The sequence below is a fragment of the Micromonospora fiedleri genome (assembly GCF_016774385.1).
Lineage (GTDB): Bacteria > Actinomycetota > Actinomycetes > Mycobacteriales > Micromonosporaceae > Micromonospora > Micromonospora gifhornensis.
Genome location: NZ_JAETXL010000002.1, coordinates 390,265 through 414,257, shown reverse-complemented (window position 1 = coordinate 414,257; position 23,993 = coordinate 390,265). Strand labels below are relative to the sequence as shown.

The window sequence follows — 23,993 nt, the reverse complement described above, 5'->3', positions numbered from 1 at the left end:
GGGGAGGCGCGGGGAGACAGCGGCACGGCGGGCAGTGGCATGGCGGACGGCGGTCGGCGGCGGCGGGCCGGTGGTGCGGCGGCTGGTGCGGCTAAGGCGGACGGGGCGGTGGAGGCTGGGCGGGTGGCTGAGGCCGACCGGACCGCGGACACGGTACGGGCGGCGGGATCGGCCACCAGTGGTGCCGGGCGTACGGCTGGGGCGGGTGGGCCGGGGCCGGTAACGCCGGGTGGGCCGTGGCGTGGGCTGGACGCGTTGGGCGGGCTGGCCGCGTTGCAGGGCCTGCTGGCCCGGCCGCTGGCCTCGTACCATCTGCTGCTGGCCAGCGCGGGGCTGCTGCTGCTGATCGGCCTGACCATGGTCTTCTCGGCCACCAGCGTGCGCGACTACGCGGCGGGCGGCAACGCCTCGGCCTCGCTGGTCAAGCAGGCGATCTTCGCGGTGATCGGCATCGTGGCGTTCTGGGTCTGCCAGCGCCTGCCGGTACGCACCTACCGGGCGTTGGGGCGGCCGGTGCTGGCCATCGCGGTGGGGCTGCTGGTGCTGCTGAACGCGTTGGTGGCCTACGGGCGGCTGACCGGCGCGCCGGCGAGGATCGGGCCGATGGAGGCCGAGCTGCTCGGGCTGTACGTCGGTGGTATCGGGGTGCAGCCCTCGGAGGTGGCGAAGTTCGCGCTGGTGCTGTGGGGGGCGTACGTGCTGGCCCGCAAGGGCGCGGCGCTGGGCTGGTGGCGGGAGCTGGCCACCCCGCTGTTCCCGGTGGTGGGCCTGATGTTCGTCCTGGTCGGCTACAACGACCTGGGCAGCATGCTCTGTCTGATGGCGCTGGTGATCGGCCTGCTCTGGGCGGCCGGGGTGCGGCTGCGGGTCTTCGCCACGCTCAGCGCGATCGGTCTGGCCGGCATCGGCCTGCTGGTGGCGGTGGCCTCCCTCGGCGCTGGTTCCGGGGTCCGGGGGGAGGAGAACTACCGGCTGCAACGACTGACCATGTTCGTCAGCCCGCCGCCGCTGGAGCAGTGCCGGGACGACTTCTGCTACCAGATGGTGCAGGCCCGGTACGCCATCGCCAACGGGGGCTGGTTCGGCACCGGCCTGGGTCAGGGGCGCAGCAAGTGGGACTGGCTGCCGGCAGCGGAGAACGACTTCATCTTCGCGGTGATCGCCGAGGAACTCGGCGTGGTCGGCTGTGTCGTGGTGGTCACCCTGTTCGCCGTGCTGGCCTACACCGGCCTGCGGATCGCCCGGCGGGTCGACGATCCGTTCCGACGGCTGGCGGCGGCGGGCGTCACCGCCTGGCTGATCGGGCAGGCCTTCATCAACATCGGCGGCGTGATCGGCCTGCTGCCATTGACCGGCGTACCGCTGCCGTTCATCTCGGTCGGCGGTAGCGCGCTTGTCGTCACCCTCGCGGCGGTCGGCATGCTGGCGTCCTTCGCCCGTGCGGAACCCGATGCGGCCCGGGCCCTGCATGCCCGCCCGCCCGCCCGATGGGTCCGACTAGTGTGGGCTCCGTTGCCGCCGCTTCCCGGTCGGCGTCGCCGTGCGGCGTCGCCGTCGGCTGCCCGAGGATCCGTGCCCCGGGCCCGTAAGCGGCGTGAGGACGACCAGGCCGCACCGCGTGGCGCCCGGGACGGCCGGGGTCGCAGTGGGTCGGTGGCGAGCGAGAGGAGACGTTGATGGGTCCGCTGCGTTCGGTGGTGCTCGCGGGCGGTGGCACCGGGGGACACATCTACCCGTTGCTCGCCTTCGCCGACTGCCTACGCCGACACGACCCCGGCGTCCGGATCACCTGTCTCGGCACACCCAAGGGCCTGGAGAACCAGCTGATTCCGCCCGCCGGCTACGACCTGCGCAACATCCCGGCGTACCAGCTCCCTCGGTCGATCAACATGAACCTGGTCCGTACCCCGGGCCGGATGTGGACCGCGGCCCGCGCCGCGGGCAAGATCATCGACGAGGTACGCGCCGACGTGGTGGTCGGCTTCGGCGGGTACGTCTCGGTGCCGGCGTACCTGGCCGCCTGGCGGCGGGAGCTGCCGATCGTGATCCACGAGGTGAACGTGCCGCCGGGGGTGGCCAACCGGCTCGGCATGAGGTTCACCAAGCATGTCGCGGTGGGCTTCCCCCACCAGCCCGCCCAAGCCGAGTCGTTGCGGGAGGCGCGGGTGGTCGGCGTGCCGCTGCGGCGCAACATCGCCGGGCTGGACCGGGTGGCCATGCGCGGCGCGGCCCGCGCCCACTTCGGGCTCCGTCCGGATCTGCCGGTGCTCTTCGTCGCGGGCGGCTCGCAGGGCGCCCGGTCGATCAACCTCGCGGTGGCCGGTGCGGCCAAGGAACTGGCCCGCAACGGCATCCAGGTGTTGCACGTGATGGGAGCCCGCAACGAGCCGGTGCCGATCCCCACCGACCTGCCGGTGCCGTACGTGACCCTGCCGTACCTGTCCGACATGGATGCCGGGTACGCCGCCGCCGACCTGATGCTCGGCCGGGGCGGCGCGATGACCTGCGCGGAGGTGGCGGCCATCGGCCTGCCCACCATCTACGTGCCGTACCCGCACAGCAACCAGGAGCAGAAGCGCAACGCGCTGCCGGTGGTCGAGGCCGGCGGCGGCCTGCTGGTCGACGACAGCGAGCTCACCCCGGACTGGCTGGAGCGTACGGTGATCCCGCTGATCCGCGACCCGCAGCGGCTGCACGCGATGGGCACCGCCGCCGCGGCCTACGGCCGACGCGACGGCGACGAGGCCCTGCTCAACTTCGTCTACGAGGCGGTCTCTCAATGAAGACGTTCAGTCCGGCGGGTACGTTGACGGCGGAGGATCTGGGGCACATCCACCTGATCGGGGTGGGTGGGGTCGGCATGAGCGGCCTGGCCCGACTGTTCCTCACCCGGGGCCTACCGGTCTCCGGCAGCGAACTGCGCGAGTGGCCGTCGCTGGCCGGCCTGCGGGCGCTCGGCGGGACCATCCACATGACGCACGAGCCGGCCAATCTCGACGGTGTCGACACGGTGGTCTACTCCTCGGCCATCCCGGCCGATCACCTGGAGATGGTCGAGGCGCGTCGGCGTGGCCTGCGGGTCCTGCACCGCTCCGAGGCCCTGGCCGCCGCGATGACCGGACGGCGTACGGTGGCGGTCGCCGGCACACACGGCAAGACCAGCACCACCTCCATGGTCACCATGGTGTTCCAGCAGGCGGGCGCCGATCCGTCCTTCGTGATCGGTGGCGAGATCTCCGAGGTGGGTTCGGGTGCGCATCACGGCACCGGCGAGTACTTCGTGGTCGAGGCGGACGAGAGCGACAGGTCCTTCCTCATCTACCGTCCGTTCGTCTCGATCATCACGAACATCGAGGCGGATCACCTGAACACCTACGGCGACCTGGCCAACCTGGAGGCCACCTTCGCCGAGTTCGCCCGGCTCACCGACCCGGACGGCTTCATCATCACCTGCGCCGACGACGCGGGCGGGCAGCGGCTGGCCGCCACGCTGCGGGCGGAGGGGCGTCGGGTCTACACCTACGGCGAGTCCGCCGACGCCGACCTGCGGCTCAGCGAGATGGCCTCCTCGGCGCGGGGTGTGCGCTACCTGGCCCACATCGACGGCCGCTCGCTCGGTGAGTTCCGGATGCCGGTGCCCGGTCGGCACATGGCCCTCAACAGCGCCTCGGCGGTGCTGGCCGCGTACCTGTTGGAGTTGCCGTTGCAGGCGGCGGAGGCGGCGCTGGCCGCGTTCCCCGGGGTGCGTCGGCGGTTCGAGCGCAAGGGCGTCGCCGACGGTGTCCTCGTCTACGACGAGTACGCCTACCATCCGACCTCGATGACCCTGGCGCTGCAGACGCTACGCGAGGTGGCCGGCGAGGGTCGGCTGCTGGTCGTCTTCCAGCCCTACCGGCTCTACCGGACCCGCGACCTGCAGTCGGAGATCGCCGAGGCGTTGGCGATCGCCGACGAACTGGTGCTGCTGGAGGTCTTCGGCCCGGGTGAGCAGCGTGGCCCGGGGGAGGGGTCGGCGGCGCTGATCGAGGCGGTGGCGTTGCCAGCGGAGCGGAAGGTCTTCGTCGACTCCTGGGACGCCGCGCCGGCGGAGGTGGCCCGTCGGGCCCGCCCCGGCGACGTCGTGGTGACCATGGGTGCTCCGCCGATCTCGCTGATGGGTGACGAGTTGCTGGCCGCGTTGAGCGCGCGTACCGCCGATCCGCAGCAGGCGGCCGGCACGGTGGCCGGTGGGCTGGCCGGCGGGTCGACGAGCATCGGCGGGACCGTTCCCGACGCCGCCGCGCGCAACGGTGCGGCGCCCGTGGCGGAATGAGTCCCGGTCCGGCGCGCGGGCGCGGTACCGGCGTCGACGGCGGCGGAGGGTGGCGTCCGGCCCGCCAGTGGCAGTTGGTGCGGGCCGGCCGGGACGCGGTTCCCGCCTCCACCCGACGGTTCATGGCGCGGGCCCGGCGTCGGCGGATGCGGGCGGCGCTGCCGTGGGCGGTGGTCGGCGGCATGCTCGCCGTGGCCGCTCTGGTGGCGTGGGTGCTGCTGGGCACCGGTCTGTTCGGCGTACGTGAGGTGCGGGTGGAAGGCGCCGAGCTGGTGAGCGCGGTGCAGGTACGCAACGCCGCCGGGGTGCTCGACGGTGCCCCGCTGGCCCGGGTGGATCTGGCCGAGCTGGCCGACCGGATCGGCACCCTGCCGCCGGTGGAACGGGTGACAGTGCACCGCGACTGGCCGGACGCGCTGGTCGTGCGGCTCACCGAACGTACTCCGGTGGCGGTGGTGCCACGCGGGGAGCAGTTCGTGGTGGTCGACGCCGCCGGGGTGGCGTTCCGCACGGTGTCGCAGCGCCCGGCGGATCTTCCGATGATCCGGCTGGCCGAGCCGGGCCCGGACGATCCGGCGACGGACGCCGGTCTGGAGGTGCTCGGCGCGCTCACCCCCGAGTTGCGCGAGCAGCTGGTCGAGATCACCGTCGAGGGTCTGGCCCGGATCAGCGTACGGCTGCGGGGCGATCTGACGGTTTTCTGGGGAGATACGACCCGGGGTACGGACAAGGCCAGGGTCGCCACCGCCCTGCTCGATCAGGACGCCACCCGCATCGACGTCAGCGCGCCGGACGTGGTGACCTTCCGATGAGCCGTTGATCAGGTTGTGACGCTTGGCGCTCCCTCCGGCGACACGCCGGAAAGGTCCTTGGCTCATCGCTCGGCTGCGCCTACGTTGCCCGAAAGAGGATCAGTGGTTGACATAACTGTAACCCTCTAGTAGAGGGTGAGGGTTTACCCCCTCGACCTCGCTGGTGACAGTCGCGTCGACCATGGGTCTGGCCGCGCCGTAACCGGTCGGGGAGTAGCCAATCTCGAAGGGAAGGACCGGAGATGACACCTCCGCACAACTACCTGGCGGTCATCAAGGTCGTCGGCATCGGGGGCGGCGGCGTCAACGCCGTCAACCGGATGATCGAGGTTGGGCTCAAGGGCGTCGAGTTCATCGCGATCAACACGGACGCGCAGGCGCTGCTGATGAGCGACGCCGACGTCAAGCTCGACGTCGGCCGTGAACTGACCCGGGGGTTGGGCGCGGGCGCCAACCCGGACGTCGGCAAGAACGCCGCCGAGGACCACCGCGACGAGATCGAGGAGGTGCTCAAGGGCGCCGACATGGTCTTCGTGACCTGCGGCGAAGGCGGCGGCACCGGCACCGGCGGCGCGCCCGTGGTGGCCAACATCGCCCGTAAGCTGGGCGCGCTGACCATTGGCGTGGTGACCCGTCCGTTCTCCTTCGAGGGCAAGCGGCGGCAGGTGCAGGCCGAGGCGGGCATCGACGAGCTGCGCAACCAGTGCGACACGTTGATCGTCATCCCGAACGATCGGCTGCTGGCGCTCGGGGACCGCAACATCAGCATGATGGACGCCTTCCGTACCGCCGACCAGGTCCTCCTCTCCGGTGTCCAGGGCATCACCGACCTGATCACCACCCCGGGTCTGATCAACCTGGACTTCGCCGACGTCAAGAGCGTGATGAGCGGCGCGGGCAGCGCGTTGATGGGCATCGGCAGCGCCCGCGGCGAGAACCGGGCCGTCGAGGCGGCCGAGGCGGCCATCTCCAGCCCGCTGCTGGAGCAGAGCATGGACGGTGCCCGCGGGGTGCTGCTCTCCATCGCCGGTGGATCGGACCTCGGCCTGTTCGAGATCAACGATGCGGCGCAGCTGGTCACGGACGCGGCGCACCCGGACGCCAACATCATCTTCGGTGCGGTCATCGACGACGCGCTCGGCGACGAGGTGCGGGTGACCGTGATCGCGGCGGGCTTCGACGGCGGCACGCCCGCCTACAAGGCGGCCGAGCCGGCCCGCAAGACCAACCAGAACCAGCCCGCGCAGCCGAGCACGCCGGTCGTGCCGTCGCCCGCCACCCCCGTGACGCCGCAGTCGCCACGCCGGGTGCTCTTCGACGACGTCGACGTGCCCGACTTTCTCAAGAACGGCTCCTGAGTACCGACCATGACCGACAGCGCCTCTCTGGTGCGTCCCGACCGGCGTGCCGAACTGGCCGCCGGGCTGGCGCGCGTACGGACCCGGATCGCCGACGCCTGTGCCGCGGTCGGCCGGGACCGGACCGAGGTGACCATGATCGCGGTCACCAAGACCTACCCGGCGGCCGACGTGATCGCGTTGGCCGGGCTCGGGGTGACCGACGTCGGGGAGAACCGCGACCAGGAGGCGGCGCCGAAGGCCGAGCAGGTCGCCCTGGCCGGGGTGGCCCCGCGCTGGCACTTCATCGGCCGGCTGCAACGCAACAAGGTCAAGTCGGTGGTCCGGTACGCCGACGTGGTCCAGTCCGTCGACAGCGTCCGGTTGGCGTCCGCCCTGGACGCGGCCACGACCGGCCGTCGGGACCGGCCGCTGGAGGTGTTCGTGCAGGTCAGCATCGACGGCGACCCGAGCCGGGGCGGGTCGGTGCCGGACTCGGCCGACCCGGACATCGGGCTGGGGCCGGTCACCGCCGCGGTGGCCGCCTCGGCGGGACTGCGACTGGCCGGGTTGATGGCGGTGGCGCCGCTGGGCTGGGAGCCGGAGCGTGCCTTCGCGCGCCTGGCCACCATCGCCGAGACGGTGCGCGCCGAGCATCCGCAGGCCGTCGCGCTGTCGGCCGGCATGAGCGGTGATCTGGAGGCGGCGATCGGCCACGGCGCGACACATGTCCGCGTCGGCAGCGCGTTGCTCGGAATGCGTCCCACGCTGCGGTAGCCTGGCCGCGAGGGAAGCAAATTACATCAGTGTTGTTTGTGGGGCGGCCTTACCGGCGACCGGGGGGCGTGACGTGCAACGCGAATTGTGCGTCAGGGGATTGCCGTTCCGGTCCGGTGGGCAGGAGTGGTCCACTCGCGACAGGCGACACGTACGGGGGCGTGTGCCGCACGGCGGACGGGAAGGGCGCGGGGATGGGTGCACTGCGCAAGGCGGGGGTCTGGCTCGGACTGGTCGAAGAGGACGACGAGCGGGCCTATGACGACGGTGGCTACGACAAGGGTGGCTACCGCGAGTCGCGCTACCGGCAGAGCCGGTATGCCGAGGAGTTCGCCGACGAGGTGGACGACGAGGCGGACGAGCCGCCCGCGCCTCGTCCGCGCATCGGCGACCGGGGGCGGCTCGGCGAGCGTTCCGGCGGTCGGCTGAGCGAGTCCGAGCGACTGGACTCCGAGCGCCCGGAGCGGGTCGAGCGGTCCAGCGTACGCTCGATCACCCGGTCGACGGGGGAGCAGTCCGGCGCGCTGACGTACCACACCCGGGACAACCTGGCGTTGGCGCCGCAGGCGCAGCCCCGCGAGCGGGCGGTGGTCCAGGAGGAGGAGCAGCGTTACCAGATCACCACGCTGCACCCCACCACCTACCGCGAGGCCCGCACCATCGGCGAGCACTTCCGGGACGGCGTCCCCGTGATCATCAACCTCACCGAAATGGATGAGGCGGATGCCCGCCGACTGGTTGACTTCGCCGCCGGGCTGGCGTTCGGGCTGCGCGGTACGATCGAGCGCGTGACCAACCGGGTGTTCCTGCTCTCGCCGGCCAATGTCCAGGTCACCGCGGAGGACAAGGCCAAGATTGCCGAGGGCGGGTTCTTCAGCCTGAGTTGACCCGCCCGACCCGAGGGACGTCGCCTGCCGTGTTGTCGATCTTGCTCCAGGTGCTCTACCTGATCACCTATCTCTTCCTGATCATTCTCCTTGCCCGGTTCGTCCTGAGCGCGGTCCTGCAGTACGGGCGGCGCTGGCAGCCTGGTCGCGGAGCATCGGCCGGACTGGAATCCGTGTGGAGCGTCACTGATCCCCCGCTCTGGGCGTTGAGGCGTGTGATCCCTCCGCTGCGAATTGGTACCGTGAGCATCGACCTGGCCTCCCTTGTGCTCCTGGTTATCCTGTTCGTGCTGATGAGGTTTGTGTTAGAGCCGGCGATCTTCAGGACCGCCTGATGACCGACGCGCTATCGCGGCCGCAACTGACCCGAGGAGTTTCGATGCCGCTGACCCCGGCCGACGTCCACAACGTCGCCTTCAAGAAGCCGCCGATCGGTAAGCGGGGCTACGACGAGGAGGAGGTCGACGCCTTCCTGGACGAGGTCGAGCGCGAACTCGCCCGTCTGATCGAGGAGAACAACGAACTGCGCGCCCAGGTGGAGCGCGGGGGACGGGGCGGTGCCCCCGCCGGTCCCGGCGGTGACGCCCGTCTGGCGGCCGAGCTCAACGACGTCAAGGCCCAGCTCGACCGGGTGCAGCGTGACAAGGCCGCCGCCGAGCAGGCCGCTCGCGCGATGCAGGCCGAGCTGGAGCAGGTGCGCGCCGCGACCGGTGGCGCCGTGCCGGGCGGTGACGGCGAGCAGCAGGCGCTGCGGGTCCTGATGATGGCCCAGCGGACCGCCGACGACCACGTCTCCGACGCTCGCCGCGAGGCCGACCAGCTGCTCTCCGAGGCCCGTTCCAAGGCCGAAGAGGTCACCCGCGAGGCCCGCGCCAAGGCCGACGCGCTGGAGCGGGACGCCCGGCAGCGGCACCAGGAAGCGATGGGTGGCCTCGACGCCAAGCGCACCGCGCTGCAGAAGCACATCGAGGAGCTCAAGCAGTTCGAGCGCGAGTACCGTACCCGTCTCAAGGCCTACCTGGAGAGCCAGCTGCGCGACCTCGACGGTCGTGGCCAGGGCCTGGAGGCGGAGATGACCCGTGGGGAAGGCACCCGCGCGGCCGGCAACGGCCTGGCCGCCGCAGGTCTCGCCGGCTCGTACGGCGGGGGTCGTTCCGGGGCACTCGAGGCCGGTCGCTGAACCGGGCGGCGACCGTCACGGCGGTCGCTCGCCCTGCCTCATCGTCTACGACGCGACGGGGGTGAGCCGTGATAGTCATCAGTCTCGCGCTCATCCTCGTCGCGGTGGCGCTCCTGGTGCTCGGGCTGGCCAGCGGATCCAGCCTGTTGCTGGTCGTCTCGATCGGCGCCAGCCTGCTGGCTGCGGTGGCGCTGGTCGCCGGCGCCCGCCAGGCGGCTGCCGCCCGGTCCACGACCCAGCGGGATGCCGCCGGTGGCCGATCGGTCACCATCCCGGCGCAGCATGTCCCACCGACCACGAACGCCGGCGCATCCGGGTGGCGGCAACCACCCGGCCCGCCGGCGGGGGCGGCACCGGGGACCAACGCCGGCACGGCGGAGGCGTACGACGACGAGCCCGCCGCGCAGGAGGTCACCCCAGAGCAGGCCGTCCTGGTGTCCCGGCTGTCCGACGAGGTCCGGGTGGTCGACGGCCGGCCCCGCTATCACCTGGACGAGTGTGCGCACCTGGTCGGGCGGGACCACGAGCCGCTGCCGGTCGCCGAGGCGGTCGAGTTGGGCTTCACCCCGTGCGCGACCTGCGCGCCCGACACCACTCTGTTGTCGCAGTCCGGACGGCGCTGACCTGATCCGATGGCCGACGACACGCTCACTGTCGCCGTCCGGGTGAAGCCGGGGGCGTCCCGTGCCCGGGTGGGTGGCCGGTACGACGGCCCGCACGGCCCAGCCCTGGTCATCGCGGTCAACGCCCCCGCCGTCGACGGCCGAGCCACCGAGGCCGCCCGCCGCGCCCTGGCCGAGGCACTCGGCGTCCGCCCCGCCACGGTCTCCCTCCGCACCGGCGCCACCAGCCGCGACAAACTATTCCAAATCACCCCCGCTCCCCCCACCCTCGCAGCCCACCTGACCCACCTCCTCACCACCCCCTGACCCACCCCAGCCAAGCCCCACCCCGCCAAGCCCCACCCCAGGTTGATCAAGAGGTTTGCGTCTCGGATCCGGCCGAGGATGACGCAAACTTCTTGATCAACCTGCGGGACGGTGGGGGTGGGGGGTGGGGGTCTGTTACGGTCGTTCCGGTTTGGGGTGAATCGGGGTGGGACGGGCGTTTCGGTGCGGCACGTTGTCGGACGCCTTTACGTTCCGTATCCTTGCGAACCTCCGGAGTGCGCGGCCACAGGGCCGCGCGCCCGTTTTGTACCTGGGGTGACCGATGCTGGTGACCCCGGTCCAGGCACCGCGGACGTCCGCGGTTCCGTGGCATAGGGAGTGATGATGGCCAAACCAGCCGACACCAGGACCGCTGGGCGCAAGCCCGCGATGAAGTCCACCCGCAGTGCCGCGGAGACCGACAAGATCCGTGCCGCCCTGGCAGCACGGCATGACGAGTTGCGCGCCGAGTACGATCAGACGCTGAGCGAGATCACCGAGCTGCAGCGCGAGCGCCTCACCGACTCGGCCGGGGACGACCAGGCCGACACCGGCACGAAGACGTTCGAACGGGAGCAGGAGATCTCTCTCGCCAACAGCATCTTGGAACGGATCACGCAGGTCGAGCGGGCTCTGGAGCGCCTCGACGAAGGTGGTTACGGCTGGTGCGAGCGGTGCGGCAACCCCATCCCGGTGGAGCGGCTGGCCGCCTTCCCGTCGGCCACCCTCTGTGTGACCTGCAAACAGCTGGCGGAGCGACGCTGACGGCGGGCTCCCCGGCGCTGGTGCACGGCGGTGCCACGGCACCGCCGTGATACGTCGATGGGGAGCAGATGAGCGCAGTACCGCCCGCTGAATCCGGCACCGCCGAGCCGGGCACCGCCACGAGATCGCGGCGTACACCCGTCACGATCCTGCTCGGCCTCGCGGCGTTCGCGGTGGTGGTCGACGTGCTCACCAAGCACCTGGCGTTGGTCGAACTGACCGACCGTGAGCCGGTACGGCTGCTGGGCGGGGCCGTCTACCTCTCCCTGACCCGCAACAGCGGGGCCGCGTGGAGCCTCGGCAAGGACTACACCTGGATCTTCCCGTTGATCGCGATCGGCGTGCTGGCCTGGATCGCCTGGATGGGACGGACCCTGCGGTCGGTGCCCTGGGCGATCTCGCTCGGCCTGGTGGTCGGCGGCGTCACCGGCAACCTGATCGATCGGATCTTCCGGGCGCCGGGCTGGTTCGTCGGTCACGTGGTCGACATGATCAGCGTGTTCGACCCGTACGGTCGGGTGTTTCCGATCTTCAACATCGCGGACAGCGCGCTGGTCTGCGGCGTGATCCTGGCGATCGGCCTGGAGTTCACCGGCCGTCAGCGCGACGGCACCCGGCTGGTCGGCGACGACCGCAAGGGCACCAAGCCCGCTGCGGAGAGTGCGGACGACGAGCGGCGGGAGCGGGCATGACGGGCACCTTCGCCGCCGGCGGCGACCACCGCAGCCTGCCCGTCCCCGACGGCCTCGACGGCATGCGGCTGGACCAGGCGGTCGCCCGACTGTTCGGGCTGTCCCGCACGGCCGCCGCCGCCCTCGTCGACGCCGGTGAGGCGCTCGTCGACGGCGCGGTGCGGCCCAACTCGCACAAGGTCCGGGCGGGTGCCTGGCTGGAGGTGACGCTGCCCGCGCCGGCCGCGGCGCCGGTGGTGGTGCCCCAGGCGGTACCGGGACTGCGGGTGGTCTACGCCGACGACGACATCGTGGTGGTCGACAAGCCGGTCGGGGTGGCCGCCCATCCCAGTCCAGGCTGGACCGGCCCGACGGTGATCGGCGGGCTGGCCGCGATCGGTCACACCATCGCCACCAGCGGCGCCGCCGAGCGTCAGGGCGTGGTGCACCGGCTCGACGTCGGCACCACCGGAATCATGGTGGTGGCCAAGAGCGAGCAGGCGTACAGCGCGCTCAAGCGGGCCTTCAAGTACCGCGAGGTGGAGAAGCGCTACCACGCGGTGGTGCAGGGGCACCTCGATCCGCTGCGCGGCACCATCGACGCCCCGATCGACCGGCACCCGCACCACGACTACCGCTGGGCGGTGGTCTCCGACGGTAAGCCGAGCATCACCCACTACGACACCCTTGAGGCGTTCCCGTCGGCGAGTCTGGTCGACGTCCGGCTGGAAACCGGTCGTACGCACCAGATCCGGGTGCACTTCTCCACCCTGCGCCACCCCTGTGTGGGTGACCTGACGTACGGCGCGGACCCGACTCTTTCCGCCCGGCTCAAGCTGGATCGGCAGTGGTTGCACGCCAGAGAGTTGAGTTTCGAGCACCCCCGTACGGGGGACGAGGTCCGCTTCGTCAGCGACTACCCTGACGATCTGGGACGCGCGCTGGAGATTCTCCGCGACTGACGCGCCCCGCCCGTCCCGACCGAACGACGAGGGGGCCCGCCCGTGCGCGCCGGCGATCTGCTGCGGCAGCTGGACCAGCGACTGCTGCCCCGCCTCGCCACCGTGTTGACCCGGCTCGACCAGAAGACGGCCCGGGCCTCGCTGCTCAGCTGGGTGGCGGTGCTGTCCTGCGCCGCCGTGCTGTTCACCGCGGTGTTCGCCACCGGCGGTCCACCGTTGTCCGACCGTACGGTCGGCGAGGTGACCCGGGTGGGGATCGCCGACGGTGACTCCATTCCCAGCTACGAGCGCACCGCCGCGGCGGACCTCGCCGGCCTGGCGCGCAGCGCGTCGCTGGCCGAGGGCACCTACGCCCTGGTCTCGCTCTCGGAGTACGTCACCCCGCAGTCGCTCGCGGCCGTGGTCGGAGACGTCGGGGTGTCCTTCGTGTTCGGGCGGGTGCCGCTGCCGGACCGGCAGACCGAGATCGTGCGCATCCCGGCCCAGCGGCTGCCCGACGACGTCACGGCCGGCATGGCGGACCTGGCCGCCCGCAAGGCGCGCGAGGCCGCCGACTACCGGTCCCGGGCCGCCGCGCTGGTCGGCGGCGACCCGCAGGAGCGTGAGCTGCGCCAGCTGTACGTCAGTGGGGCGCGCCTGGCGGAGCAGGAGGCCGCCGCCTACCGGACGGGCTGCGCCTGTGTCTACGCCGTGGTGGTCCGGGCCGAACCGGCGGTGCTGCGTGGCGTGGCGGCCCGTCCCGGGGTGCGGGTGGTCGACCCGGCGCCGGAGGTCAGGCGACTGGAACGCACCGTGTTCACGCCGCCCCTGCCGGAGCAGCGCGACGTGGCCCGTCCGCCGATCGACCGGGATCTGCTGCCCAGCACGTCGCCCAGTGCGAAGTCCCCGGCGCCGTCGCCGGAGGCGCCCGAGAATCGCGTGCCGCAGACGCCGGAAGTGACGGATTCGTCACCAGCGCCGGTTCCTTCCCGACTGGCCCCGACATCCGCCGCGCCGTCGGCGGCTCCCACCTCGACAGACTCGCTGCAGGACGGCGACGTGGACGCTCAGCTGGAGGGTGGTGCGGAGCTGACACCGTGACGGTCGGAGACACATCGGTGGGTGTCCCGGTGTGGCTTCCAAACGGTTTCGTTCGTAGCCTGTCAGACGGAGACCGAGGCGCTGGGGAGGCGAGCCGTGGACGGCAGCGAGACCGGTTGGGGACGGCCCGCTGAGCCGGCACCGCGGTGGCGGGCCCTGCTCGACCGAGCCCGCCTCGGTGGTCGCGGCGCTGAGCAGGCATCGACCGAGCGGCAGGCCGACGAGCCGCCACCGCCGACCGAGCCGCTACCGCGCCGCACGTCGAGCTCCGGCTACTCGGGCCGCGCCACGGCCGCGGGCCCACCGATGGATCGGGCGTACGGTGCCGAACCGGGCTACCGCGCCGAGGCGAGCTACCGGCTCGACGCCGCCCGACCGGCACCTCAGACGTACCGCGGTCAACCCGGATACCAGCCGGAGCAGCCGGCCTATCCGCAGGTGCCGGAGCCACGTCGGCCGGAGCCGGTGGAGTCCCGGTACACCCTGCTGGACAACGGTTACCGGCATGCCGCCCCGCCGATCGACTCCCGCTACGCCCTGCTGGACAACGGCTACCAGCCGCCCGCCCCGGCGCCCGCGCCGCCGCTGCTGCCCGGTCCACCCGCGCCACCCGCGCATCCAGGCCCTGCTGCGCCGCAAGGGCCTCCAGCGCCCCCGGCGGCGGTCGCGTCGGCCACGGTGGCCGGTCGCCCCGGGCGGATCGAGTGGCGGGCGCAGAGCGCCGAGAACGAGTGGGAACGCGCCGCCGCCGTGCTGCGCAAGGACCTGGGCACGCCGCGGGTGATCGCCTTCGCCAACCCCAAGGGCGGCGTGCACAAGACCACCGCCACCGTGCTGGGCGCGGCAACCATCGGCAGCGTACGCGGACGCGGCGTACTGGCCTGGGACGACAACGAGTTGCGCGGCACCCTCGGGCTGCGCGCCGGCAGCGCCCGCCACGCCCGGACCATCCGGCATCTGGTCTCCGACCTCGTGCAGATCGAGATCCGGGAGGGCAACGACCTGCTGGAGGCCCTCGACGACTACCTGCGGCACGCCTCCGACGGGTCGTACGACGTCCTCGCCGGTGAGGAGAGCCCTCGGTTCGCCCAGCGACTGGACCAGTTCACCGTCAAGCGGGTACTGGAGCTGCTCCGGCGCACCCACGACGTGATCTGCGTGGACACCGGCAACAACGTGGAGAGCCCGAACTGGCGTACGGTGATGCACGCCGCCGACCAGCTGGTGGTCACCACGGTGCCGCGGGAGGACGCCGCGTTCAGCGCGGACTGGATGCTCGATCTGCTGCACTCCGAGGGCATGGGTGAGCTGGCCGACAACGCGGTCACCCTGATCTCCTGCCCCACGCCGGGGCGGCTGCCGTTGCAGAACGACCTGGAGAAGCACTTCGCCACCCGGACCCGTGCGGTGGCCGTGGTGCCCTACGACCCGGCCCTGGAGACCGGCTCCTCGATTGAGTATCACCAGCTCCAGGGCGAGACCCGACAGGCGTGGATGCGGGCCGCAGCGGTGATGCTGGAGCCGTTCGCCCGCTGAGGCGACCACACCGTGTACACCTCGCGTCGGAAGCTGCGAGGATCATCGGGTGAGCCCGGAGATCCCCGCCGTCGAACCGCCCGCAGCTGCCTGGCCGGCCGACCCGCAGGCCCGCGTCGACCCACCGCGCCGGAATCTGGCGGTCGGCGCGGCGGCCGTACTCTGCCTGACCCTGCTCGGTGTGCCGTTGGGGCTGCTGTGGGCGGCGATCTCCCCGGCCACCCCGGTGATCAAGACCGCCGACGGCGCGGTCTACGGCCAACCTCAACCGGAGCAGCCGGTCGCCGCTGACGGCTGGTTCAGCCTGCTTGGCCTGGCCTTCGGGGTGCTCGCCGGGCTCGCCCTGTGGTTCGTGCTGCGCCGTCGCCGGGGCCCGGTCGGGCTGTTCGCGGTGGTGGTCGGCGCGTTGGCCGCCGCAGTGGTCGCCTGGCAGGTCGGTCGCCGGGTCGGGCTGAGCACGTACGAACGTCTGCTGGACACCGCGCCGGCGGGCACCGCCTTCACCAAGCCCGCCGACCTGCGGGCCGGTGGGATCGATCTGTTCCTCGGCGTGTTGCCGGTGCCGCACGGCAACCTGCTCCTGCCCGCGTTCGGCGCCGCGGTGACGTACACCCTGCTGGCCGGTTGGTCGCGGTGGCCCTCGCTGCGCCCCGAGCCGGAGCCCGACGTGGCCCTGCTGTACCCGGCGGCCGGCTACCCGCCGGGCGTACCCGGAGCGGCGCCCTGGCCAGCCGTGCCGGGCGCGGGAGCTGGCTACCCGCCCGCCGGACCCGGCGGCCCGTTCCCGGGACCCGCTGGGCCGGGCGGGGTCAGTTCGGGCCAGGCGGGGGCGTGGCCAGCTCCGCCAGCGGCACCGGAACCGCCCGCACCTGGCGCAGCAGAGCCGCCTCGCGGTTGAGCAGGGTCAGCTCGGCGCGCAGCCGGGCCGCCGTGTCGTCGATCGCGAGCAGCCGCTGCCGGTCCGCCACGCTCAGCGCCGCGGTGGCGGCCACCAGGTGGGAGAGCACGGTGGGATCCTCCGGCAGCTGTTCGGTCAGCTGACCGGCCTCGGGGCGCATCAGGCCGAGGTACTGCCGGAAGACGGCGATCACCCGCGCCGCCAACAGGTTGGCCGCCTCGTCCGGACCGGTCGGCTCGGGCAGCCAGCTCACCTCGGCGGTCAGGTACGGCGCGGCCTGCCGGTCGAGCTGAACGACGCGGAACCGGCGTCGCCCCACGGTGACGATGTCGAAGCCACCGTCGGCCAGCTCGGTGACCTGCCGCAGCTCGGCGGTGCAGCCCACGTCGTGCAGCGTCACCTCCCCGTTGCCCGCGACGACCCGGCCGGGGGCGGGTGCCACCTCCCAGCCGCTGCGGATGGCCACCACCCCGAACTCGCGTGGCGCCCCCTCGGGCAGCTGCATGAGGTGCCGGATCAGGGCGCGGTAACGCTCCTCGAAGATGTGCAGTGGCAGCACCAGCCCGGGAAAGAGCACCGTGGCGAGCGGGAACACCGGCAGCCGTGCGGTCACGGAATCGAGGGTAGCCGCACCGGTCGCGTGACGAGTGTCCCGGCTCACCGTCCCGGCCTACGGGCGGCGCGGGTCGCTCCCGCACGGGGCCGCCTAGACTCGCAGGGGTGTTGAACCGCATCGACCTGCGCGGCGGCGTGCCCGACCCGCGTGACCTGCTGCCTCGTGCCCAGCTCGACGTCTCCGTGGCCGTCGAGCAGATCCGTCCGCTCGTGACGGCGGTCCGGGAGCATGGTTACTCGGCGGTCCGCGAGGCCAGCGAGCGGTTCGACGGGGTGGCGCCGGAGGTGCTGCGGGTGCCCGTCGAGGCCATCGCGGCGGCGGAGAGCACGCTCGACCCGCAGGTACGGGCCGCGCTGCTGGAGGCGATCGCCCGGGTCCGCAAGGTGCACGCCGACCAGCGTCGTACCGATCACACCACCACGGTGGTGCCGGGCGGCACCGTCACCGAACGCTGGGTTCCGGTCGACCGGGTCGGCCTCTACGTCCCCGGTGGCCTGGCCATGTACCCCTCGACCGTGGTGATGAACGTGGTGCCCGCCCAGGCGGCCGGGGTCCGGTCGCTGGTGGTGGCGAGCCCGCCGCAGAAGGACAACGACGGGCTGCCCGATGCGCGGGTGCTGGCCGCCTGCGCCCTGCTCGGTGTCGACGAGGTCTACGCCGTCGGCGGCGCCCAGGCGGTGGCCATGCTGGCGTACGGCTGTGCGGTCGACGCCGCCGGCAGCGCGCACTGCGCCCCCGTCGACATGATCACCGGACCGGGCAACATCTGGGTCACCGCGGCCAAGCGGCTGCTGCGCGGCGTGGTGGGCATCGACGCCGAGGCGGGCCCCACCGAGATCGCGATCCTGGCCGACGACAGCGCCGACCCGGTGCACGTCGCCGCCGACCTGATCAGCCAGGCCGAGCACGACCCGCTGGCGGCCAGCGTGCTGGTCACGCCGTCGGTGGCGCTGGCCGACGCGGTGGACCGGGAACTGGTCCGGCAGGTGTCGGCCACCAAGCACACCGAGCGGGTCGACACCGCGCTGCGTGGACCGCAGAGCGGCATCGTGCTGGTCGACGACCTGGCGGCCGGGCTGCGGGTGGTCGACGCGTACGCGGCGGAGCACCTGGAGATCCAGACGGTCGACGCGCGGGAGTGGGCGATGCGGGTACGCAACGCCGGGGCGATCTTCGTGGGCGCGTACTCGCCGGTGTCGCTGGGTGACTACTGCGCCGGCTCCAACCACGTGCTGCCCACCGGCGGTTGTGCCCGGCACTCGTCCGGGCTGTCGGTGCAGTCCTTCCTGCGCGGCATCCACCTGGTGGAATACACCGAGGCGGCGCTGCGGGAGGTCGCACCGCACGTGGTCACCCTGGCCACCGTCGAGGATCTGCCGGCGCACGGCCAGGCGGTCAGCCTCCGCTTCCCGGAGATGTCATGACCCGGCTGGAGGATCTGCCGATCCGCGACGACCTGCGCGGCCGGTCGCCGTACGGTGCTCCGCAACTGGACGTGCCGGTGCGGCTGAACACCAACGAGAACTCGTACCCGGTGCCCGACGAGGTGGTCGAGGCGATCGGCAAGGCGGTCGCGGCCGAGTTGCGGGACCTCAACCGCTATCCGGACCGGGACGCGCTGGCGCTGCGCGCCGACCTGGCCGCCTACCTCGGTCACGGGCTCACCGCCGAGGGGGTGTGGGCGGCCAACGGCTCCAACGAGATCCAGCAGCAGCTGCTCCAGGCCTTCGGCGGTCCGGGGCGTACCGCCCTGGGGTTCGTCCCGGCGTACTCGATGCATCCGTTGCTGGCGCTGGGCACCGGCACCCGCTGGGTGCCGGCCCACCGGGGCGTCGACTTCGGTCTGAGCGTCGACGAGGCGGTGGCCCAGGTCCGCGAACACCGCCCCGACGTGGTCTTCCTCTGCTCGCCGAACAACCCCACCGGCACCGCGCTCGACCCGGCGGTGATCTCCGCCGTGCTGGACGTCGCACCCGGAATGGTGGTGGTCGACGAGGCGTACGCGGAGTTCGCCCGCCCGGGGACGGTCAGCGCGCTGGCGGTGCTGCCCGGTCACCCCCGGCTGGTGGTCACCCGCACGATGAGCAAGGCGTTCGGGTTCGCCGGTGGCCGGCTGGGCTACCTGGCGGCCGATCCGGCGGTGGTGGACGCGGTGCAGCTGGTTCGCCTGCCGTACCACCTCTCCGCGCTCACCCAGGCCGCCGCCCGGGCCGCCCTGGCCCACCGCGACGCCCTGCTCGGCACGGTCGCCGCGATCATGCAGCAGCGCGACCGGATCGTCACCGAGCTGCGTCGCCGTGGCCTGCGGGTGGCCGACAGCGACGCCAACTTCGTGCTGTACGCCGTCGACGGTGACCAGACCCTGGCCTGGCAGGCGATGCTCGATCATGGTGTGCTGGTCCGCGACGTCGGCCTGCCCGGCTGGCTGCGGGTGACCGCGGGCACACCCGCCGAGACCGACGCCTTCCTGGCAGCCATCGATCAGATCCAGCGCGCGGGCCTGTCAGCCCCGCAGCCGCGACCGAAAGGCACATGATGAGCCGGACCGCCCGGGTGGAGCGGATCACCAAGGAGACCAAGGTCCTGGTCGAGATCGACCTGGACGGCACCGGAGCGGCGGAGATCAGCACCGGGGTCGGCTTCTACGACCACATGCTGAACCAGATCGCCCGGCACGGCGGCTTCGACCTGACCGTCCAGACCGTGGGTGACCTGGAGATCGACGCGCACCACACGATGGAGGACACCGCGTTGGCGCTCGGCGCCGCGTTCGATCAGGCGCTGGGGGACAAGGCCGGCATCCGCCGGTACGGCTCGGCCACCGTCCCCATGGACGAGGTGCTGGTCCGGGCCGCCGTCGACCTGTCCGGTCGGCCGTACGTGGTGCACGACGAGCCGCTGCTGACCCCGTACATCGGGCCGGTCTACCCGACCAGCATGACCCGGCACATCTGGGAGTCCTTCGGTCAGGCGGCCCGGATCACCCTGCACGTGGACGTGCTGCGGGCGGCCCGTCCGGGGGGTCACCCGGACGCCCACCACGTGGTGGAGGCGCAGTTCAAGGCGGTGTCCCGGGCCCTGCGGGAGGCCACCGCGATCGACCCGCGCTCGGCCGGGGTCATCCCCAGCACGAAGGGTGCCCTGTGATGGCCGCCGGGCGGTACGGGCGGGGGTGGCGGCGATGAGCTCGATCCTGCCGACCCTGCTGTTGATCTTCGCCGGGGTGTTGGTGGGTGGGACCTGGTCCCTGCACCGGCAGGGCGCCCCGCGCGGGGCCGTCGTGGTCACCGCCCTGCTGGCGGTGCTGGCCACCGTGGCCGGGGTGCTGTGGCTGCTGCCCGGGGAGGGATCGTGACGGACCGCGACACCCCCCGGCCCCGGGTGGTGGTGCTCGACTACGGCTCGGGCAACCTGCGTTCCGCCGAGCGGGCCCTGGCCGCCGCCGGTGCCGACGTCACGGTCACCGACGACCTGGTCGCCGCGGCCGACGCCGACGGTCTGGTGGTGCCCGGCGTCGGTGCCTTCGCCGCCTGCATGGCCGGCATCGAGGCACTCGGCGCCGGCCCGGTGATCGCCGGGCGGGTCGCCGCCGGCCGTCCGGTGCTGGGCATCTGCGTGGGCATGCAGATCCTCTTCGACTCCGGCGACGAACACGGCGTGATCACCAAGGGGCTGGGTCTGCTGCCGGGCAACGTGACGCGGTTGCCCGCCGCCCGGCTGCCGCACATGGGCTGGAACACCGTCGCGCCGCCGGTCGGCTCGGTGCTGTTCGCCGGGTTGCCGGCCGACAGCCGGTTCTACTTCGTGCACTCGTACGCCGTCTGCGACTCCACCGCGCTCGTCGCGGCCGGTGCCCGGGTCACCACCGCCCACCACGACGCCGACTTCGTCGCCGCGGTGGAGCGGGGGCCCCTGTCGGCAGCCCAGTTCCACCCGGAGAAGTCCGCCGACACCGGTGCCACGTTGCTGCGCAACTGGCTGGACACCGTACCCACCGATGGCTGAACGGAACGGCCGGCCGGTCGGGTCCGACGGCCGGGTGTCGCGGAGGTCGCGGTGAGCAAGGAGCGAGCCCGTCGCCGTGCGGCCCGGGAGGCGGAGGCGGCGCGCCGACGGGTGGCCCGGGAACGGGCGCTGGCCCGCCGGGCCCGACGCCGGGCGCTGATCCGGCGGATGGTGCCGACCGTACGACGGGGTCGGACGGGACGTCTGTTGAGGTATTCGCGCCGCGAACGGGCCACCATCGTGGCGTTGACCCTGGCGGCGATCGCGCTGATCTGGGTGCTCGTGCCCGACCTGGCGCTGCGCGTCGTGTTGATCGTGCTGTTGCTGCTCGTACTGCCGGTGATCGTGGTGGTCGCCCTGGACCGCCGTTCCTGATCTGGAAGGACAAAGACACGTGAGCCTCACTCTGTTGCCCGCCGTGGACGTCGCCGACGGCCAGGCCGTCCGGCTCGTGCAGGGCGCTGCCGGCAGCGAGACCACCTACGGCGACCCGCTGGAGGCCGCCCTGGCGTGGCAGCGGGACGGGGCCGAGTGGATTCACCTGGTCGACCTGGACGCGGCGTTCGGCCGGGGTTCCAACGCCGGCCTGCTCGCCGAGGTGGTGCGTCGTCTCGACGTGCAGGTGGAGTTGTCCGGTGGCATCCGCGACGACGCCTCCCTACGTGCCGCCCTGGCCACCGGCGCGACCCGGGTGAACATCGGCACCGCCGCCCTGGAGGACCCGCAGTGGTGTGACCGGATCTGCGGCGAGTACGGCGACCGGGTCGCGATCGGCCTGGACGTGCGGGGACGTACCCTCGCGGCCCGGGGCTGGACCCGCGACGGCGGCGACCTGTACGAGGTGCTGGAGCGGCTCGACAAGGCCGGTGCCGCCCGGTACGTGGTCACCGACATCACCAAGGACGGCACCATGCGCGGGCCGAACCTGGACCTGCTGCGGGAGGTGTGCGCCCGCACCGACGCGCCGGTGATCGCCTCCGGCGGTGTCTCGACGCTGGACGACCTGCGTGCGCTGGCCACCCTGGAACCGATCGGCGTCGAGGGCGTGATCGCCGGGAAGGCGCTCTACGCCGGCGCCTTCACCGTCGCCGAGGCCCTCCAGGCCCTCGCCGAGCAGTGAGGATCTGGTCATGACGGTGGCGGTACGGGTGATCCCCTGTCTCGACGTGGACGCGGGTCGGGTGGTCAAGGGCGTCAACTTCCTCGATCTGCGTGACGCCGGTGACCCGGTCGAGTTGGCGGCCGCCTACGACCGGGCCGGCGCGGACGAGTTGACCTTCCTCGACGTGACCGCCTCGTCCAGCGACCGGGGCACCATGCTGGACGTGGTGCGGCGTACCGCCGAGTCGGTCTTCATCCCGTTGACCGTGGGCGGTGGTGTGCGGGCGGTCGCGGACGTGGACACCCTGCTGCGCGCCGGCGCCGACAAGGTCGGGGTGAACACCGCGGCCATCGCCCGGCCCGAGTTGATCGCCGAGATCGCCGACCGGTTCGGTCGGCAGGTGCTGGTGCTCTCGCTGGACGTCCGCCGGGCCCCGGCCGGCACCACCCCCAGCGGTTTCGAGGTCACCACGCACGGCGGCCGGCGCGGCACCGGGCTGGACGCCGTGCAGTGGGCGCAGCGGGTCGCGGAGTTGGGCGCCGGTGAGATCCTGCTCAACTCCATGGACGCCGACGGCACCAAGGCCGGTTTCGACCTCGAACTGATCGGCACGGTACGCCGGGTGGTCGACGTGCCCGTGGTGGCCAGCGGCGGCGCGGGCGAGGTGGCGCACTTCCCGCCGGCGATCGGCGCCGGCGCCGACGCGGTGCTGGCCGCCAGCGTCTTCCACTTCGGTGAGCTGACCGTCGGCGAGGTCAAGGACGCCCTGCGGACGGCAGGTCACCCCGTCCGCTGACGCCCCGCGTGGTCAGCCACGCCCGGAGTGCCCTTCGGGGGACTGCCGGGGCATCGGGATGGTCCGCACCAGGTATTCCTGCACGGCGGCGGCGTGCTCGGCCTCGTCCAGGTGCCATTCGGCGGTGCCCGGCGCGTGCCGGCGGTCGAGCACGCTCTGCACGGTGTCGACAGTGGTGGCCAGCCCGGCGGTGGGTCGGGAGCGCCAGAGCCGCTCACCGGCCGGGGTGAGCCGGAACCAACCGTCGGCGACGTCGACCAGGCCGGCGCCGAGCAGCCGCCGGATCGCCTCTTCGATGTCGTGCCGTTCGGGGATGCTCTGGTCGAGATGGTCGGCCGTGGAGAGCACGTCGGCCAGGCGTACGCCCTCGGGGCGGCGGGTGGTCGGAGACCGCCGGTGCCGCCCCGCGCCGCTGGCGATCACCAACGAGACGAAGATCCATGCATCGGTCCGACGCCAGGCGTTCTCCCCCATGTGAAGATTCTGCCGTCCGATCGGTGCCATGAAAACACCACCCACCCATGCGTTACGCCACGTAATGTGCGGGCTCGAATGGTCGGCGTTGACCTGGGTCTCGATCGCGGGCGCGCGGCGACGATGGTTGCGTTGAGTGATGGTCAGCCGGTCGGGGCCGTCTCGATCCGCGGTGTCGTCGCCCCGGGTTGCGGCTCCGGCACGTGGAACCGGGGCAGGAAGAACTGCGCCAGTGGCCCGATGGCCAGCGCGTAGGCGATCGTGCCGACGCCGAGTTTGCCGCCCAGCAGCGCGCCCACAGCCAGCACCACGACCTCCATGACGGTACGGACCAGGCGCAGCGACCGGCCGGGTCGGCGGGCGGTGAAGCCGGTCATCAGCCCGTCGCGGGGACCGGGCCCGAGGCGGGCGCCGAGGTAGAGGGCGGTGGCCATGCCGTTGCCCACGATCCCGGCGGTGAGCAGGGCGATCTGGGCGGCGAGCGGTTTCACAGGTGGCAGCAGGGCCAGGGTCAGGTCGACCGCCAGGCCGACCACGACGGCATTGGCGAGGGTGCCGATGCCGGGCCGTTGCCGCAGCGGGATCCAGGCCAGCAGGACCAGCAGGCCGACGACGATGACCACCGTGCCCATGCTGAGGCCGGTGAGTCGGGACACGCCCTGGTGGAACACGTCCCACGGGTTCAGGCCGAGTTCGGAGCGGACCATCAGCGCCATGCTGGCGCCGTAGAGGAGCAGCCCGCCGAAGAGTTGCACCAGGCGTCGGACCGGACGGTGGCGCAGGTTGCCAATGAGCATCACGCATGCCACCCTAGGGGCCAATTCGCGCCTTTGAAGAGCCAATATTCGGGGAGT

Annotated in this window: 28 protein-coding genes; 25 read left to right on the top strand and 3 right to left on the bottom strand. The window is 72.3% G+C overall.

Features of this window, described 5'->3' with window-relative positions:
- Positions 1–264: 264 nt before the first annotated feature.
- The 17 genes from JMF97_RS05875 (at position 265) to JMF97_RS05795 (ending at position 16,146) form a co-directional block, all read left to right on the top strand.
- On the top strand, positions 265–1,677 hold the full coding sequence (locus tag JMF97_RS05875; RefSeq protein WP_238358906.1) for an FtsW/RodA/SpoVE family cell cycle protein: 1,413 nt from the start codon (positions 265–267) through the stop codon (positions 1,675–1,677).
- Positions 1,677–2,783, top strand: coding sequence for an undecaprenyldiphospho-muramoylpentapeptide beta-N-acetylglucosaminyltransferase (murG, locus tag JMF97_RS05870; protein ID WP_013735084.1), 1,107 nt, complete (start codon positions 1,677–1,679; stop codon positions 2,781–2,783). Before JMF97_RS05875 ends, murG begins: the two co-directional genes overlap by 1 nt.
- Positions 2,780–4,312, top strand: coding sequence for a UDP-N-acetylmuramate--L-alanine ligase (gene murC, locus JMF97_RS05865; RefSeq protein WP_203220576.1), 1,533 nt, complete (start codon positions 2,780–2,782; stop codon positions 4,310–4,312). The genes murG and murC overlap by 4 nt, the downstream gene beginning before the upstream one ends.
- Positions 4,309–5,124, top strand: a complete 816-nt coding sequence (locus tag JMF97_RS05860; protein WP_203220575.1) for a cell division protein FtsQ/DivIB — start codon at positions 4,309–4,311, stop codon at positions 5,122–5,124. Before murC ends, JMF97_RS05860 begins: the two co-directional genes overlap by 4 nt.
- A gap of 242 nt (positions 5,125–5,366) precedes the next feature.
- Positions 5,367–6,482, top strand: a complete 1,116-nt coding sequence (gene ftsZ / locus JMF97_RS05855) for a cell division protein FtsZ (RefSeq protein ID WP_013735081.1) — start codon at positions 5,367–5,369, stop codon at positions 6,480–6,482.
- A gap of 9 nt (positions 6,483–6,491) precedes the next feature.
- Positions 6,492–7,238 carry a YggS family pyridoxal phosphate-dependent enzyme gene (locus JMF97_RS05850; protein ID WP_203220574.1) on the top strand — a complete coding sequence of 249 codons (747 nt, stop codon included), beginning with the start codon at positions 6,492–6,494 and terminating at the stop codon, positions 7,236–7,238.
- A gap of 194 nt (positions 7,239–7,432) precedes the next feature.
- Positions 7,433–8,125: a cell division protein SepF gene (locus JMF97_RS05845; RefSeq protein WP_203220573.1), complete on the top strand. Its 693-nt coding sequence runs from the start codon at positions 7,433–7,435 to the stop codon at positions 8,123–8,125.
- 29 nt (positions 8,126–8,154) lie between these two features.
- Complete coding sequence (locus JMF97_RS05840) at positions 8,155–8,460, top strand: YggT family protein (protein ID WP_013735078.1); 306 nt, start codon at positions 8,155–8,157, stop codon at positions 8,458–8,460.
- A 44-nt stretch (positions 8,461–8,504) separates the two neighbouring features.
- Positions 8,505–9,305 (top strand): DivIVA domain-containing protein, encoded by an 801-nt coding sequence (locus JMF97_RS05835; RefSeq protein WP_013735077.1) that lies wholly within the window; start codon positions 8,505–8,507, stop codon positions 9,303–9,305.
- Between the two features lie 68 nt (positions 9,306–9,373).
- Positions 9,374–9,928, top strand: coding sequence for a hypothetical protein (locus JMF97_RS05830; protein WP_203220572.1), 555 nt, complete (start codon positions 9,374–9,376; stop codon positions 9,926–9,928).
- Positions 9,929–9,937: 9 nt separating this feature from the next.
- Positions 9,938–10,234 (top strand): DUF167 domain-containing protein, encoded by a 297-nt coding sequence (locus JMF97_RS05825; protein ID WP_203220571.1) that lies wholly within the window; start codon positions 9,938–9,940, stop codon positions 10,232–10,234.
- Between the two features lie 345 nt (positions 10,235–10,579).
- Complete coding sequence (locus JMF97_RS05820) at positions 10,580–10,999, top strand: TraR/DksA family transcriptional regulator (protein WP_043725316.1); 420 nt, start codon at positions 10,580–10,582, stop codon at positions 10,997–10,999.
- Between the two features lie 68 nt (positions 11,000–11,067).
- Entirely contained in the window at positions 11,068–11,691 is a 624-nt protein-coding gene (lspA, locus tag JMF97_RS05815) for a signal peptidase II (RefSeq protein ID WP_203220570.1), read from the top strand.
- Positions 11,688–12,632, top strand: coding sequence for an RluA family pseudouridine synthase (locus tag JMF97_RS05810; protein WP_203220569.1), 945 nt, complete (start codon positions 11,688–11,690; stop codon positions 12,630–12,632). The genes lspA and JMF97_RS05810 overlap by 4 nt, the downstream gene beginning before the upstream one ends.
- 42 nt (positions 12,633–12,674) lie before the next feature.
- A complete protein-coding gene (locus JMF97_RS05805) occupies positions 12,675–13,712 on the top strand; it encodes a hypothetical protein (protein WP_203220568.1) in 1,038 nt (345 codons plus the stop codon).
- 96 nt (positions 13,713–13,808) lie between these two features.
- Complete coding sequence (locus JMF97_RS05800; RefSeq protein ID WP_203220567.1) at positions 13,809–15,248, top strand: MinD/ParA family ATP-binding protein; 1,440 nt, start codon at positions 13,809–13,811, stop codon at positions 15,246–15,248.
- Positions 15,249–15,297: 49 nt separating this feature from the next.
- Positions 15,298–16,146, top strand: coding sequence for a DUF2567 domain-containing protein (locus JMF97_RS05795; RefSeq protein WP_203220566.1), 849 nt, complete (start codon positions 15,298–15,300; stop codon positions 16,144–16,146).
- Here the strand turns inward: JMF97_RS05795 and JMF97_RS05790 are convergent.
- Entirely contained in the window at positions 16,058–16,759 is a 702-nt protein-coding gene (locus JMF97_RS05790) for an LON peptidase substrate-binding domain-containing protein (protein WP_203220565.1), read from the bottom strand. The two genes, JMF97_RS05795 and JMF97_RS05790, sit on opposite strands and share 89 nt — an antisense overlap.
- 107 nt (positions 16,760–16,866) lie before the next feature.
- Here JMF97_RS05790 and hisD point away from each other — a divergent pair, with 107 nt between their 5' ends.
- The 8 genes from hisD to hisF are packed head-to-tail and all read left to right on the top strand — an operon-like array spanning position 16,867 to position 22,665.
- A complete protein-coding gene (hisD, locus tag JMF97_RS05785; protein WP_203220564.1) occupies positions 16,867–18,186 on the top strand; it encodes a histidinol dehydrogenase in 1,320 nt (439 codons plus the stop codon).
- On the top strand, positions 18,183–19,298 hold the full coding sequence (locus JMF97_RS05780) for a histidinol-phosphate transaminase (RefSeq protein WP_203220563.1): 1,116 nt from the start codon (positions 18,183–18,185) through the stop codon (positions 19,296–19,298). Before hisD ends, JMF97_RS05780 begins: the two co-directional genes overlap by 4 nt.
- A complete protein-coding gene (hisB, locus tag JMF97_RS05775) occupies positions 19,298–19,909 on the top strand; it encodes an imidazoleglycerol-phosphate dehydratase HisB (RefSeq protein ID WP_203220891.1) in 612 nt (203 codons plus the stop codon). The genes JMF97_RS05780 and hisB overlap by 1 nt, the downstream gene beginning before the upstream one ends.
- 34 nt (positions 19,910–19,943) lie before the next feature.
- The gene (locus JMF97_RS05770; RefSeq protein ID WP_013735064.1) at positions 19,944–20,117 is read left to right on the top strand and encodes a CG2302 family histidine operon protein; all 174 of its coding nucleotides are present in this window, start codon (positions 19,944–19,946) and stop codon (positions 20,115–20,117) included.
- The gene (hisH, locus tag JMF97_RS05765; protein ID WP_203220562.1) at positions 20,114–20,767 is read left to right on the top strand and encodes an imidazole glycerol phosphate synthase subunit HisH; all 654 of its coding nucleotides are present in this window, start codon (positions 20,114–20,116) and stop codon (positions 20,765–20,767) included. Before JMF97_RS05770 ends, hisH begins: the two co-directional genes overlap by 4 nt.
- Before the next feature lie 51 nt (positions 20,768–20,818).
- Complete coding sequence (locus JMF97_RS05760; RefSeq protein WP_102659150.1) at positions 20,819–21,142, top strand: hypothetical protein; 324 nt, start codon at positions 20,819–20,821, stop codon at positions 21,140–21,142.
- Positions 21,143–21,161: 19 nt separating this feature from the next.
- Positions 21,162–21,887, top strand: a complete 726-nt coding sequence (gene priA, locus JMF97_RS05755) for a bifunctional 1-(5-phosphoribosyl)-5-((5-phosphoribosylamino)methylideneamino)imidazole-4-carboxamide isomerase/phosphoribosylanthranilate isomerase PriA (protein ID WP_203220561.1) — start codon at positions 21,162–21,164, stop codon at positions 21,885–21,887.
- Positions 21,888–21,897: 10 nt separating this feature from the next.
- Positions 21,898–22,665, top strand: a complete 768-nt coding sequence (hisF, locus tag JMF97_RS05750) for an imidazole glycerol phosphate synthase subunit HisF (protein ID WP_203220560.1) — start codon at positions 21,898–21,900, stop codon at positions 22,663–22,665.
- Positions 22,666–22,677: 12 nt separating this feature from the next.
- On the opposite strand, the gene JMF97_RS05745 is transcribed toward hisF, so the two are convergent.
- Together JMF97_RS05745 and yczE are read right to left on the bottom strand one after the other, a co-directional pair.
- Positions 22,678–23,139, bottom strand: a complete 462-nt coding sequence (locus JMF97_RS05745; protein WP_203220559.1) for a hypothetical protein — start codon at positions 23,137–23,139, stop codon at positions 22,678–22,680.
- 143 nt (positions 23,140–23,282) lie between these two features.
- Positions 23,283–23,936 (bottom strand): membrane protein YczE, encoded by a 654-nt coding sequence (gene yczE, locus JMF97_RS05740; protein ID WP_238358897.1) that lies wholly within the window; start codon positions 23,934–23,936, stop codon positions 23,283–23,285.
- Between the last annotated feature and the right edge of the window lie 57 nt (positions 23,937–23,993).

Bases quoted from the DNA above. Each gene is read 5' to 3' on its own strand.
- JMF97_RS05780 (WP_203220563.1), top strand. From the start codon at position 18,183: ATGACCCGGCTGGAGGATCTGCCGATCCGCGACGACCTGCGCGGCCGG.
- JMF97_RS05820 (WP_043725316.1), top strand. From the start codon at position 10,580: ATGGCCAAACCAGCCGACACCAGGACCGCTGGGCGCAAGCCCGCGATG.
- JMF97_RS05825 (WP_203220571.1), top strand. From the start codon at position 9,938: ATGGCCGACGACACGCTCACTGTCGCCGTCCGGGTGAAGCCGGGGGCG.
- hisF (WP_203220560.1), top strand. From the start codon at position 21,898: ATGACGGTGGCGGTACGGGTGATCCCCTGTCTCGACGTGGACGCGGGT.
- yczE (WP_238358897.1), bottom strand. From the start codon at position 23,936: ATGCTCATTGGCAACCTGCGCCACCGTCCGGTCCGACGCCTGGTGCAA.
- hisB (WP_203220891.1), top strand. From the start codon at position 19,298: ATGAGCCGGACCGCCCGGGTGGAGCGGATCACCAAGGAGACCAAGGTC.
- JMF97_RS05770 (WP_013735064.1), top strand. From the start codon at position 19,944: ATGAGCTCGATCCTGCCGACCCTGCTGTTGATCTTCGCCGGGGTGTTG.
- JMF97_RS05835 (WP_013735077.1), top strand. From the start codon at position 8,505: ATGCCGCTGACCCCGGCCGACGTCCACAACGTCGCCTTCAAGAAGCCG.
- JMF97_RS05745 (WP_203220559.1), bottom strand. From the start codon at position 23,139: ATGGGGGAGAACGCCTGGCGTCGGACCGATGCATGGATCTTCGTCTCG.
- ftsZ (WP_013735081.1), top strand. From the start codon at position 5,367: ATGACACCTCCGCACAACTACCTGGCGGTCATCAAGGTCGTCGGCATC.
- murC (WP_203220576.1), top strand. From the start codon at position 2,780: ATGAAGACGTTCAGTCCGGCGGGTACGTTGACGGCGGAGGATCTGGGG.
- murG (WP_013735084.1), top strand. From the start codon at position 1,677: ATGGGTCCGCTGCGTTCGGTGGTGCTCGCGGGCGGTGGCACCGGGGGA.
- lspA (WP_203220570.1), top strand. From the start codon at position 11,068: ATGAGCGCAGTACCGCCCGCTGAATCCGGCACCGCCGAGCCGGGCACC.
- JMF97_RS05850 (WP_203220574.1), top strand. From the start codon at position 6,492: ATGACCGACAGCGCCTCTCTGGTGCGTCCCGACCGGCGTGCCGAACTG.
- JMF97_RS05860 (WP_203220575.1), top strand. From the start codon at position 4,309: ATGAGTCCCGGTCCGGCGCGCGGGCGCGGTACCGGCGTCGACGGCGGC.
- JMF97_RS05810 (WP_203220569.1), top strand. From the start codon at position 11,688: ATGACGGGCACCTTCGCCGCCGGCGGCGACCACCGCAGCCTGCCCGTC.
- JMF97_RS05845 (WP_203220573.1), top strand. From the start codon at position 7,433: ATGGGTGCACTGCGCAAGGCGGGGGTCTGGCTCGGACTGGTCGAAGAG.